The sequence below is a fragment of the Bacillus sp. BP-3 genome (genome assembly GCF_028401955.1).
Lineage (GTDB): Bacteria > Bacillota > Bacilli > Bacillales > Bacillaceae_G > Bacillus_A.
Genome location: NZ_JAQOTJ010000011.1, coordinates 120,809 through 134,544 on the forward strand (window position 1 = coordinate 120,809; position 13,736 = coordinate 134,544).

Annotated in this window: 11 protein-coding genes; 3 read left to right on the forward strand and 8 right to left on the reverse strand. The window is 34.1% G+C overall.

Translation table 11 applies throughout. The features are described from left to right. Positions 1-70 precede the first annotated feature (70 nt). The gene (locus PLX19_RS17630) at positions 71-1,303 is read left to right on the forward strand and encodes an aminopeptidase (RefSeq protein WP_272190059.1); all 1,233 of its coding nucleotides are present in this window, start codon (positions 71-73) and stop codon (positions 1,301-1,303) included. A 295-nt stretch (positions 1,304-1,598) separates the two neighbouring features. Here the strand turns inward: PLX19_RS17630 and PLX19_RS17635 are convergent, their stop codons facing one another. After that, a complete protein-coding gene (locus PLX19_RS17635; RefSeq protein ID WP_272190060.1) occupies positions 1,599-2,738 on the reverse strand; it encodes a BA2291 family sporulation histidine kinase in 1,140 nt (379 codons plus the stop codon). Positions 2,739-2,914: 176 nt separating this feature from the next. On the opposite strand from PLX19_RS17635, the gene PLX19_RS17640 reads away from it, so the two are divergent. Next, positions 2,915-3,307: a YueI family protein gene (locus tag PLX19_RS17640; RefSeq protein WP_272190061.1), complete on the forward strand. Its 393-nt coding sequence runs from the start codon at positions 2,915-2,917 to the stop codon at positions 3,305-3,307. A gap of 225 nt (positions 3,308-3,532) precedes the next feature. Here PLX19_RS17640 and PLX19_RS17645 read toward each other — a convergent pair whose 3' ends face one another. Then, positions 3,533-4,888 (reverse strand): hemolysin family protein, encoded by a 1,356-nt coding sequence (locus tag PLX19_RS17645; protein WP_272190091.1) that lies wholly within the window; start codon positions 4,886-4,888, stop codon positions 3,533-3,535. A 357-nt stretch (positions 4,889-5,245) separates the two neighbouring features. Between PLX19_RS17645 and PLX19_RS17650 the strand changes: the two genes are divergently transcribed. Continuing rightward, on the forward strand, positions 5,246-5,737 hold the full coding sequence (locus PLX19_RS17650; RefSeq protein WP_272190062.1) for a chromosome segregation protein: 492 nt from the start codon (positions 5,246-5,248) through the stop codon (positions 5,735-5,737). Between the two features lie 46 nt (positions 5,738-5,783). Here the strand turns inward: PLX19_RS17650 and hcp are convergent, their stop codons facing one another. The 6 genes from hcp to arcD form a co-directional block, all read right to left on the reverse strand. Continuing rightward, positions 5,784-7,070 (reverse strand): hydroxylamine reductase, encoded by a 1,287-nt coding sequence (gene hcp, locus PLX19_RS17655; protein WP_272190092.1) that lies wholly within the window; start codon positions 7,068-7,070, stop codon positions 5,784-5,786. 106 nt (positions 7,071-7,176) lie between these two features. After that, a complete protein-coding gene (locus PLX19_RS17660; protein WP_272190063.1) occupies positions 7,177-7,773 on the reverse strand; it encodes a hypothetical protein in 597 nt (198 codons plus the stop codon). A gap of 361 nt (positions 7,774-8,134) precedes the next feature. After that, positions 8,135-9,985, reverse strand: coding sequence for a hypothetical protein (locus tag PLX19_RS17665; protein ID WP_272190064.1), 1,851 nt, complete (start codon positions 9,983-9,985; stop codon positions 8,135-8,137). Continuing rightward, positions 9,975-11,783 carry a hypothetical protein gene (locus PLX19_RS17670; protein ID WP_272190065.1) on the reverse strand — a complete coding sequence of 603 codons (1,809 nt, stop codon included), beginning with the start codon at positions 11,781-11,783 and terminating at the stop codon, positions 9,975-9,977. The genes PLX19_RS17665 and PLX19_RS17670 overlap by 11 nt, the downstream gene beginning before the upstream one ends. Positions 11,784-11,867: 84 nt before the next feature. Beyond that, complete coding sequence (locus PLX19_RS17675; RefSeq protein ID WP_272190066.1) at positions 11,868-12,128, reverse strand: LemA domain protein; 261 nt, start codon at positions 12,126-12,128, stop codon at positions 11,868-11,870. 159 nt (positions 12,129-12,287) lie between these two features. Continuing rightward, the gene (gene arcD, locus PLX19_RS17680) at positions 12,288-13,715 is read right to left on the reverse strand and encodes an arginine-ornithine antiporter (protein ID WP_272190093.1); all 1,428 of its coding nucleotides are present in this window, start codon (positions 13,713-13,715) and stop codon (positions 12,288-12,290) included. Positions 13,716-13,736 lie beyond the last annotated feature (21 nt).

The following is a 13,736-nucleotide window of genomic DNA, read 5'->3' on the forward strand; positions in this document are numbered from 1 at the left end:
ACAGAATAGAAAAAATATTTAACTTTATTTATAATTATAGGTAAATCTATATATTTCTAGGAGGTTACTCATGAATCGTTTTGAAGAAAATTTAAAAAAGTATGCGCAATTAGTTATACAAGTTGGAATTAATATTCAAGAAGGACAAACTCTCGTAATTCACGCACCTATTACATCTTCTCGCTTAGTTCGTGAATTATCAAAGCAAGCCTATCAATCTGGAGCAAAAAATGTCCATGTCGAATACTCAGATGAAGAATTAACACTAATTAAGTACTTGCATTCACCATTAGAAGGGTTGAAGGAATTCCCTCACTGGAAAGCAAAAGGACTTGTTGAATTAGCGAAAAACAATGCTGCTTTTTTATATATCGATGCGTCTAACCCTACTCTTCTTCAAGATATTGATGGAGAAAGACTTGCAATTGCGATGAAAACAAATGCCTCTGGTTTGAAGGAGCTTACCGAATACCGAGTTAATAGTCAATGTAGTTGGTCAATTATCTCTGTCCCAAGCAACGAATGGGCTTCGCAAATCTTCCCTGAACTGGGTGCTAAAGAAGGTGTCAATAAATTATGGGATCTGATCTTTCAAATGACGAGAGTAACTGATGATACCCCAATAGAGGCATGGAAAAATCATATTCAATTATTAAATAGTAAAGCACATCATTTAAATGAGAGAAAGTATAAAAAGCTACATTATAAATCTGAAAAAACAGATTTAACGATCGAACTTCCAGATAACCACAAATGGTTAAGTGCTCAATTTCAAAATAAATTACATACTCCGTTTATACCGAACATGCCAACAGAAGAAGTATTTACTGTCCCATTAAAAACAGGGGTAAACGGTGTAGTAAGCAGTACAAAACCCTTAAATTACGGTGGTACATTAATCAACAATTTCTCTCTGACCTTCCGTGAAGGAAAAGTTATTGATTGTTCAGCTGAAACTGGCTATGAAACTTTGAAAAAATTACTGGAAACAGATGAAGGAGCTCTGCATTTAGGAGAGGTTGCGCTCGTTCCGCACGATTCACCTATTTCTAATACAAATGTTATCTTTTTCAACACATTATTTGATGAAAATGCATCTTGTCATCTCGCATTAGGCAGTGCACTTCCTATGTGTATTCAAGGCGGTATTAATATGAGCAAAGAAGATCTTCAAGAGAATGGATTAAATGATAGCATTACTCATGTTGATTTTATGATTGGATCTGCCACCCTCGATATTGACGGCGAAACATCAGATGGAAAACTTGAGCCTATCTTTAGAAAAGGTAACTGGGCATTCTAAATTTGTGACAAAACATAAAAAACTATCAACTCATTTTATCTACTTCACATTTTGATATATCAACATTTCTTTTCACAAAAAGACACCGTTCAAAATGAGAACAGTGTCTTTTTAAAATTAACAAACAACCACAGTATGGCACTTTAAAAAAATATATAAATCCATTTTAATTTTCCAGCATACAATTCACCGCGCGATGTATGTCCAGATAATCTCGCCCCTTAAAAGGAAAGACGTTTCCCTTATATATACAGTCGCTGCAGTTTCCCACAACTCTACTACATTCCACTGTATTCTATATTACTTTTTCAAATGAAATATGAAATTCTGTCCACTCTTCTGTTGACTTACATGTAAGGGACCCTTTATGTTTCTCCACAATTTGTTTACAAACAAATAATCCAATTCCAGTTCCTAACTTTTTTGTAGTTACAAATGGTTCAAATATTGTTTCTATATTTTCTGCTGGAATCATTGGTCCATTGTTTTTAATTAAAATATGTATTAATTCTTCGTCTTCACACACATCAATAACAATTCTCTTACTCTCTTCTATTCCTTCAAGAGCGTCAATAGAGTTCATTAAAATATTTAAAAATACTTGCCTAACTTCACTTCGATATCCCGTAAATGGTATTGGATACGGTAAATTTTTCTCAATAGAAACATTTGCATTTACTAAACTCGGATATAAGAAGTGGATAATATCATGAAATAAATCATTCAGCCAAAATCTTTCTGCTTCATTCCATATTTCTTTTTTCGACACAAGTAAAAATTGAGAAATTCTAAAATTTAATTGATCAAGCTCATGTGAAATAATATCTAAATACGGTAAATGCGGTTGATCAGATTTTAACAATTTTACAAATCCCATAATAGATGTTAATGGATTACGAAATTCATGAACAAAACTTGCTGACATTTGCCCTAATATTGTCAATCTCTCTTTATGTGTTTCGTTAATGAATTTTTGCTTTTCTTCCAAATTTTCCGATATAATTTCTGAGTATTTCAAAACTGTATAATAAATTAAACGATCAAAACAAATATGTATCTTTCCCATGATTGGTTTCAGTTCACGAGCACTCACATCTAATTCACACATTGCTTCAAATAATTCATTCCGTCCTACATTCGCATTATAGACAAAATCCCCAATATTTGCGTCTGCCCCCGCACGCTCAATAGCAATTTTTTCGCATACTGGTCTAATGAGCTCAATATCATCTTCACTCATAATAAGTTTAATCATTAATGAAAACAATTTTTCTCCGTTCTCAAAAATTTCTTGTTTAAAAGGATCATTTTCTGAAATAATAATTTTGTTTTTCCAGTTCTCTACAAATTGCTTATTATTCTTTTCTAAGTATGTACAAAACATTTTACTAATATCTTTTTCGATCGGAAAAACCCCCATTCCCTCCATCTCCATACGAAAAATACCCTATATATTTTGAATATTAACACAAAAAACATTTTTCGTTAAGACACTATTGTCACATTTTGTTATTTCATGTTGATAAAATTTTTCAATTTAGTATGTGAAATTATTTTTTTGCATCCTTTTCATCTTTTTCATACAATAGAAACAGGAAAGGTGTGAAAAAAATGGCAAATAAAAATGTGGAAGACTATCTTCAAGAAGGCATTTATGGACAAAAACAAAATAAACCTGAAGAACGTAACATGTTTTTAAGCACATTACGTGAACGTGTGGAAATAGCATTAACGATCGGGCAAGTCATGCAAACCAACGTATATCCAGAAATTAAAAACACGATGAGTTCTGAACAAAAATTAACATTGTATGTGAACGGTACTGTAGCTTATTCACATTTATCTAAATACATTAAATTAGCAAATGAAAAACAAGTGCCGTTTACAATTGTACAAAATAAAGATGCAAATACACCGATTGGACTTGTTCTCGCACATAGTACAGCAGTTGAAAAAGAACATATTTTTGTAGAAGATGAAATTTACAGGCAAGAGATGAATTGACAAAATACGCCCGACCTCTAAATGGGCTTATTTTTTACGATAAAGTGAAACTTTAATCAGTGGGGCGCTTCATCCCCCACTGATTATCAGCTCCTACCTAACTTCTTAAGAAAAGCGGAAACGGCTCGCTCAGAATCGCAGGACGTTGAACGCCGAATTTTGAGGTGGGAGTATTACTGCCCACGAATAGCGGGATAAACAAAAAACCTCACCGTAAAGGTAAAATTATGAACTGACTTGTTCTTGAAATGAAACAGGTTGTTCTACTACTTCTATAGACTGCATTGTAAGCTGCTTTGTCACTTCAATTTGTTTAATGTAATGTCCATCTAATTCAACAATACGAAACTTATAATTTTCAATATCAATACTTTCACCTTGTTCAATTTCAAGATGTTCTGTTAAAATCCAACCTCCAATTGTATCAACGTCTTCGTCGTCAATCGAAAGTCCTAACAATGCATTAACTTCACTAACAAGTACTTTTCCTTCTAAAATTGTTTTTGTTTCGCTAATGCGCTGAATTTCTGGCTTTTCATCCGTATCAAATTCATCTTGTATGTCGCCAACAATTTCTTCTAGAATATCTTCAACTGTTACAAGTCCTGACGTTCCGCCGTACTCATCCACTAAAATTGCCATATGTGTACGTTCCCGTTGCATTTTTACAAATAAATCATGAATAGCAATGGATTCAATAATTTGAATAATCGGACGGGCATACTGTGCAACAGTTTCTTTATTTGTCCCATCATGTTTCACAAAATCTGTGAAAATATCTTTAAAGTTTACAAAACCAATAACATGATCTTTATCACCATCAATGACAGGATATCTCGTATATTTCTCATTTGACATCATCTTCATTGCTTCCATAACAGATTGCTCTTTCTCTAAAATCACCATTTCTGTACGTGGAACCATTATTTCTTTCGCAATTCGATCGTCAAATTCAAAAATTTTATTCACATATTTATATTCTGATTGATTAATTTCACCATTTTTATAACTTTCTGATACAAGCATACGTAACTCTTCTTCTGAATGGGCTGCTTCATGCTTTTGCATTGGCTTTAAACCTAGCATTCTCGTAACAATACGCGCTGAACCATTCAATGTCCAAATAAAAGGATATGCAAGTCGATAAAAGAAGATAAGCGGTCTTGCAACTGATAAGCTAATCCCTTCCGCCTTCTGAATCGCAAATGTTTTCGGAGCTAGTTCGCCTACGACAACGTGAAGAAAGGTAATGAACATAAAAGCTAGTAAAACAGATAAAATGGATGTCACCGAGGGAGGCACTTCCAATTTTATAAAAATCGGCTCCAGCATACGTTTCACTGTCGGTTCTCCTAACCATCCAAGGCCGAGCGCTGTCACTGTAATCCCTAACTGACATGCTGATAAATACTCGTCTAAGTTTGTAATGACTGTTTTCGCAGCAATTGCGCGTTTGTTTCCTTCTGCAATTAAATAATCGATACGCGAGCTTCTTACTTTGACAATTGCAAATTCAGAAGCAACGAAGAAAGCAGTTAAGGCAATTAAAACAATCACCATACTTATACTAAATATGTCCAAATACATTTCCTTACCCACTTTGTAAGTAAGGAAGCCACCTCCTAATTATTTTATTCTAAAAACAACTTCTCTAACAATCTTACAAGTTTCTACACTAGTAATTCCCTTTTATACATTATATGCTTACACAAAAAAGATATTTACGTTTATGATAACGAAACTTATACTCTCCGTCAAATAAGAGAAACAACTGGAATTAGACAACTTTTTTTCATTTTCGCGATGTTTTTTTCCTAAAAAAATATTTTTGTCAAAAAGCACTTTCTTTGCCGATTTCTCACTTCTTTTGTCAGTCATGCAGGGAACGAACGAGTTATCACGAAACCTTCTAACTAACGAGACATAGGAGGGGTTATTGTGGAGTATAAAACGCCGATGATTGCCAAAACATTAGGTATTAGTCCAAAAGCTGTTATCCGTCTTGCACAGCAAATCGGATTAGAGTTAAAAAAGAATAAATTTGGCCACTATGTTTTTGATGAAAAAGATTTACAACAAATGCTTGATTTTCAACGTTCTGTACCAAGTCATAATCATGAACTATCTTCCTATCATGCTGCTGAAGCAGCACCGTCAAATGAAATGCAACAATTTATAAAAGAATTAAAACACATTTCCATACGCTTAGATCGGCTAGAAGAAAAATTACAAGACAAAGCAGATGATGTCGTAAGTTATCAGTTGTTACAGCACCGTAATGAAATGGAAGAAATGCACGCAAAAATTGACCAATTAGAAACAGCACTTAAACGAAAAGAATCTATCTATATTACACCAGAAGTGGCAGCGGCAAAACAAGAAGAAAAGCCTAAGCGCCGTAAAATGATTTTAAGTATTTTTGGATTTTAATATATGTAATAAAAAAGGTGATGTTCGATAAACATCACCTTTTTTATTATGATAACATCGCTTTCATATCTTCTTCTGCTGTTGTAATGAGTTGTAAACGAAATGCGTCTTGTAACACTTGTAGTACACTTGGTGATATAAACTCTGGTGCTTTCGGACCGATACGAATATCTTGAATACCGAGGCTAAATAATCCGAGTAAAATAGCTACAGCCTTTTGCTCAAACCAAGATAATACAATGCTGACTGGTAGTTCATTCACTTCACATTGAAATGCTTCCGCTAAAGCGGCTGCAATTTTTACTGTTGAAATCGAATTATTACATTGCCCGAGATCAATATAACGCGGTATATTCGTTCCTGGCACAACGCCATAATCTACATCATTAAAGCGGAATTTCCCGCAAGATGTCGTTAAAATAACTGTTTCTGGTGGTAAGGATGTTGCTAATTCCCGATAATATTCTCCGCCTTTTCCAGGTGCATCACAACCAGCAATAACGAAGAAACGTTGGATTTTACCAGCTTTCACCGCATCAATAATTTCTGGTGCAAGCGATAATACGGTTTCATGATGAAATCCCGTTGTTAACTGTTCTTCTGATTCCATTTGGACATCTGGAAGTTCCAACGCCGTTTCAATAAGCGATGTAAAATCATTATTTTCAATTTTACGCACTCCCTCTAATCCTGCAACATCATAGGAAAAGAAACGATTTGCATATGTCCCTTTAATTGGCATCACACAATTTGTCGTCGCTAATATAGCTCCTGAAAATTTTTCAAATAAGCGGCGCTGATCATACCAAGCCTTTCCGATATTCCCTTTTAAATGCACATATTTTTTCAACTGCGGATAACCATGTGCAGGCAACATTTCAGAATGTGTATAAATATTGATACCTGTTCCTTCAGTTTGCTTTAATAACTCTTCTAGCGCAAATAAATTATGTCCTGTAACAACTATTGCTTTTCCATAAGCGCGATTTTGTGTAATTTGTACTGGTCCTGGCACTCCGAAATGATCCGTATGTGCCTTATCAAGTAATTCCATCACGCGAATCGCGGCTTTCCCGACTTTCATTGCCATATCTAAGTGTTCTTGCTCATTAAAGTTTGAATTTGTTAACGTCATATATAACGCTTCATGCGTTACTGCATCTACAAATGGGTCTGTGTATCCAAGCTGTGCTGCATGGGTACGATATGCAGCAATTCCTTTTAAAGCAAAGACGATAATATCTTGTAAACTTGCTATAATTTCATCTTTTCCACAAACTCCGATAATTTTACATCCTCCAATAGGCGTTTGTTCACATTGATGACAAAACATCATTCCCATCCCCTCTCTAGCGATTTTTATAATGTAAGCGTAGTACAAATCGTTATTGAGAGATGTGATGATAATCACATGAAATGGTGCAATTTTGTGACAATAATCACCTTGTTAACATAACATTTTTACTGTTTTCTTTAATTAAGGCTTGTGCATATGCATTTCCTTGAATGACATCACGAAATTCTTTCAAAGAATACATATGTGTCAATCCTTTCATAACATGAATACGAACTGGTACACCTTGTAGTTGATCATTTACAGCAAATGCATCATCAATAGGCTCTATCGGGAATCCTAATGAACGTAAGTACATATACATACGCTTTGTTACAACTGCAATATACCACTCTGCTTTTACTTCTAATGCATGTATAAATAAAATCGTCGCAAGTTGCTTAAATTGTCCACGACCGCGAGATGTTTTTGCAATACTTAACTTTCCAATTTCGTATACGTTTTTTAATCCTTTTATATATTCATTTTCAGAAAACAGATAAAAAAACTCGGAATTTGATTGTTCAGGTGTTGTATAAAATGTGCATTCAACAGTTCCGATATAATGATTATCTTCTATTAATAAAAATCTTGAAGGTGTTAAATTTCGTTCTATAAACATTATGTTTCGTTCTTCACAAAAATCTCCCCATAATTGTTCGAACCAAAAATGTTCTTCCTTTGTTTGAACACGTTGGAACATATTCCCCCGCCTTTCCTTTCACCCTTTACTTTTGTTAGCGCTTTCAACATCTATCATATAAAAAGGAAACTTGCTATGCAAGAAAAACTATTTTTCCATTTATAATTTCTATACATAAATCAAGATTCCTGTATTACTTGTGTGTTTATACAAAAAATCTCAAAACATAACTATATATACAAAAATTTTTCGTTCAGGAAATGTTTCCTTCATCTTAAAACCTAAAAAACTAACCAATAGAAGAAAAATATGAAACTTCCATCAGTTTGGATTTTCTTAATTCCTCACTGATGGAGAGCGCGCATTTATCCCCACTTCTTGCTAGGTATTACTACATGTTAATGCTAGATAAAGTGAAACGTTATTTCTTAATCCCTGTTAACCAATACTGAAAAATATTTACCAGTTCTTTTTTTCCCGCTAATCTCTCTTCACCTTTTTTTGTTTTATACGGATACAATTGTAAAAATACACCACAACCTGTTTCAATTTTTTTTGCATGCATATTACTACCTGGATATACACATATAACTTCATAAATTGCACGGCGGTGAAATAACCGTTTTCCATTCTGCTCTTCTACATATTTAATTGACCAATATTTATACATCTGCTCGGTTGCTTTCGTATTTCCAACTGGCTGAAAAATGTTATACATCGGGCTATATTTCACTTCAACTATAATAGATGATTGATATTCATAGGAAGTTTCCCCTCGTTTATAGCAATCAATACGAATATCCGGTTTTTTTGTATCCTCTCCATTATAAAAATGACTTTGTTTACTGAGCGCAATAAGGGGATGCGTTTCAATTAAATCATTAAATACTACATGCAGCTGCAAATCTTCGTCTTCCAATATAATAGTCGTGCCATCCTGTAAACCATCTAAATAAAAATACGATTGAATTTGCTCTGCAATTGACATGTAATCATTAAAACCAAGTTCTTGTAAAATTGCCACAACAGTAAAGTACGCATAATACTCATAAATTAAAAATGTCGGTTTATAAACAAATAAAAATGATGGTTCTAATTCATTACGATGCGATGAAAATTCAAGCTGATGTAATAATTGATAGTATACAGGAGACAGCGAATGTGTTGTAAGTGTAGTTTCTTCCCGAACTTCTCTCCAAAACGGTGTATGTAAGAGGCTTGAAAAATACGTTAGTGTACTTTGCAAAACTATATAAAGAACCTTATATTCTTGAATTTTCATAGCAATTTTGCGTAAGTCTGTGTCTTTTAACAAGTGAATGTTACGATATTTCTGTTTGTCTCGCTCCGTCACAGAACCATTTCGCTCAATCGTTTGTAAAATAGTATGCACTGCTTTTTTCTCATTTCTTCGCGTTTGCTGCGCCCTTTCTAATTTCTGAATCGTTTCGTGCAAAAATAAATCAATTTCTAATAACTGATTATAAAACAATTTCGTTTTATATTTTACATAGCCATTCATTTTATCATGCTTTTTCTCCCTAAAACGTCGATTATACCACTTTTCATACGGTTTTTTCTCACGCATAATAGTGCTTTTTCTTCCCTGCTTTCTCTCCCGCATTTCCCATATATAATCATCTTCAAAATTTACTTTTTGCTGCACTTCATAGTATAACTGCTTTACTTTTTTCATTTTTTGCGGCAACATCCTGAGCATACGCATATATGAATAGTCTTCAATCTCTGCAAATGTAACAAATGTCTTTTTATAATATCCTCGATCTAAAATAATCTCATTTAGCACAGACTTTACATATTGTTGAATTAATTCTAGTTGATCATCAAAAAAATTTTTCGGAACGATTTGAAACGCTCCATAAAACAATTCATCTCCAATCTGCACTTCAAAATGATATACACCACAACGCCATGGATATAAATAATCCGTTTTTCCATGCTCATACAGTAAAATAGTACGTTGTTTTTCATGCAGCTCATATTTCCATTCCATATGTTGCTTTTGTCCTTCATATACTTTATTCCAAATAAACGTAATCTTTATAGGATATTGTGATTGTATATGTAGCCTAAGAGGTTTTAATTCTTGTACTTTGTACACACACGATGAAATCGTAGTGGGTGAAGCGCAAAGTTTATTTAATATGATATGTTCTCCCTTCTCTTCTGCCCCTACTATCACTTTCAATACAAACGGAAGCTTCTCTCCTGTTTCTATAATTTCTGTCTCATACGTGCTTTCATTTAACATAACCGTATAGCTCCAATTCTCGCCGTTTTTGTTTCAAATACAATAGCGAGTGTTCAAAAGTTGATACACAATTTGCAAGTGATGATTGTAATAATTGTACAAGAGATACTTCTTTTTTCCCCTCTTCACGAAGTAATACACCTATTGTAGCTTCTGTACCACGTAACTTTGTTAAAATACGTTGTTTTATTTGTAAGTCAAATGCTTCTTCACGGCTTATTAATAAAGTTTCCTCCTCATCACACGGGATATTTTGTAAATAATTAGCGATTGCTGACGCAACGCGAAAAGAAATTCCTTTTGACGCATCGTGAAGAAATAATAACTGATGCATTTTATCTAATAATTCCAATTCTTCTTCTGTAAACACATTAAGCATTGCCTTGTGGTGAACCCAGTTCATTCGAAATTCTAGTGCTGAAACAGAAAATGCAAACGGAAGTTTCAGCCCTTTTTTCTCAATCATACTCATCTCACAAAATGGGATTTTTTGAAGGGATACAACATTTACACGATCTAATAAACGATCGGATAGCTCTTTTGTTGTTTCATCAAAATTAACTGTTCCAACAAAAATGACATTATCACCAATTTCTATTTGTGATGGCACATCCTGTTCTTTTCCGTTATCCGCTGCATACAAAGATAAAATACGATTTTTTCTCTCTAACTGTAAGAGTGATAAAAAAGGAGTAAACCAATGTTCAATATACGATAAGTTCATTTCATCAAATGCAATTATATATAATTGATTTGGATTTTCAGCTGCTTCTAAAAATGTTCGAATAAGTTTTGTTTCACTTTCCATATAAGTTCCATTTGAATGGAGATAACCTAGCACATCATGTGGTTCTTGATATGATGGTGAGACTGGAACCCAAATAAACTCTTTCCCAAATGTTAATCCGAGTGCTTCCGCATAAGCTTGCACAAACTGTGATTTCCCAATCCCAGGCATACCACCTACTATTGTTAAAAAGTTTGTCTTTACACAAATATGAAAATTGTAAATATCGCTTTCATCAATATATAATTCTTTTTCTGCGAGAATTTGCTTCACATATTGTATAAAAGAATATTCACGTTCATTCCATTCCTTTCCTTTTTCTTGTTTGCTTGTATCGATAATTTCAATTGCTTTTCCGTTCTCTTTTATTTGTTTTTCTAATTGTTCATATATTTCTGTTCGAACAAAAAATATACTATTCTCTACATTCATATCGACATATTGCATCCAATCATCAATATCAAGGTAACGAACATCTCTTCTCTGTTCTCGATATGTAATGGCACTTATAGAAGATTTTAAAGATACATTTCCATATATCCGTCCTTCATACCATAACAACTCTGGTACACCAAAATCATACGGGAATTTTGGTATCAAAAATGAAACATATCCTTTCCCAAGCCTTCTTTCAAACACTTCTCTTTCCTTTAAGACTGATAGTTTAGGCGAAGGAATCATTTTATAGGAATTTGCTATATCCCTTTCTTCACAACGTATTAGTTCTGCATATAAATTGCCACCTGTATAAGAGAGTCGGAATAACAACAATTGTTTTTCTCTGTTTCCTTCTTTTATACTCGCAAAAAACTTTTCATTTTGTTTGTTTTTATATAAACCCTCAAAGATATAACAACCTTCTCCAAAAGCTGCCTCAATTATGTTAGGGATTGGTGAAAGACAAACGACAAAAAAGGATTCTTTCTTCTGCTCTTTTGCGAATTTCCCGACAAAACGCATATGCTGTAATCTCTTTACAAAGCTTGGATGAAGAGGTTTCTCTAATTTCATCTTGCTCACCTTCTTTTTCCGATGCTTTTATCATTGTATGAAGAATAAAAGCAAACTAGAAACAAAAAAACCTGACACTTATTGTCAGGTTGAATGAAAGCCTTCTTTTTCTTGAGAAATTGCGTTGTGAGCAATCTTCATTTTTGTTAGGACATAACGTAACGTATCTTCTACATTCTTATCTTCATGTATTTGCATATTAGCTAAAACTTCTACAGAACATGCTAAATTTTCTACCGCTCCACGTAGTTCGGGATGTCGGTTAAAGAACGATTCTTGCACTAGTAATTTTCGGACGTCTATTGCTAGCTCTACAATTCGCGCTAATTTTTCCTTTTCTTCCATAACAATCCCCTCCTACATACCTTTTCAATCTATATATTCTGCTCATTACTAGAAATCCCTGCTAATACTTTGTAAATTAACACGCCAAATAATTTTTCCCTCATTAAAAAAGGATCTATGCCCACACTCATGCATAAATCCTTTTATATATTAATATCTTTACATTCCGATCTTTCCTGAAACTAACATATAAATAGAAGTAGCGGCTGCAAATAAGATAATAACCATTACATACTGCTCAACGCGAGTAAAGCAGCGATTTCCTTGCTCTTTTCTTGCAGCGACATAAACGATAAGACCGATACCATATACCAAAGAAACAAGCAATAAATTTTTCAATCCAGCTGCATACACAAGCCAAACACCATATGTAGCTGCCATAAGAGCAAGTATCCCATCTTTCCATCTGTTTCCTTCATATGCTTTTGTAATCACTAGCTTTAACTGATATAGTGCTGAAAATACATATGGGAGTAAAATTGATGTTGATGCAATAAAATACATGATCTGATATGTTGATTCTGAAAATAACACAATAATAAATAATGTTTGGGCAACACAGTTTGAAATCCATAATGCCATATGTGGTGTATGATTTTTGTTCGTTTTCGTAAATACCTTCGGAAACACACCGTCTTTTCCAGCAACGTGAGAAATTTCCGAAACAAGTAAGAACCAACCAATTAAGGTACCAATAAGCGAGACGATTAACCCTAAGTTAATAATATACGCCCCCCATGAACCAACGACATGTTCTAATACATGTCCCATTGACGGCGTTTCAAGTGCCGCTAATTCCTCTCGTGGCATCGCTCCTAGCGATAAAACAGAAATTAGTATATAAACACTCATTACTAACAGTAAACCAAATACAGTTGCTTTTCCAACATCACGACTACGCTTTGCTCGTCCTGATAATACGACGGCTCCTTCTACGCCAATAAATACCCAAAGCGTAACAAGCATCGTGTTCTTCACTTGTCCAAATACAGAAGATAATGAGACCGTACCTTTTCCCCAAAAATCATGCGTAAATGTATCCCAACGAAACGCCGCAATCATAATTACAATAAATAGAAGAATTGGAACAAACTTACCAATTGTCGCGATAAAATTCATAATAGAGGCTTCACGAATTCCAAGTAAAATAAGAAAATGAAGCGTCCACAATACAAGTGATGCACCGATGATAGCCGGGACATTATTACCGCCTTTAAAAATTGGGAAAAAGTATGCTAATGAATTAAATAACATCATAATTGTTGCAACGTTGCCTAATATTCCAGCAATCCAATATCCCCATGCACTGTTAAATCCAATATATTCCCCAAATCCAGCGCGTGCGTAGCTATAAATACCCCCCTCAAGTTCAGGCTTTCGATATGCCAACGATTGATATACGAGAGTAAGCGGAATCATTCCTAGTCCTGTAATACACCAACCAATTAAAATAGCACCGCTGTTTGCCCCTGCTGCTAAATCGTGCGGTAAACTAAATACACCGCCTCCAACCATTGTTCCTACTACAAGTGCGATTAATGGAAAAAATCCTAGTTTCTTTTCTATTGGTATCACCCCGTCTGCAATTTCTTGATGTGCTCATTCCGT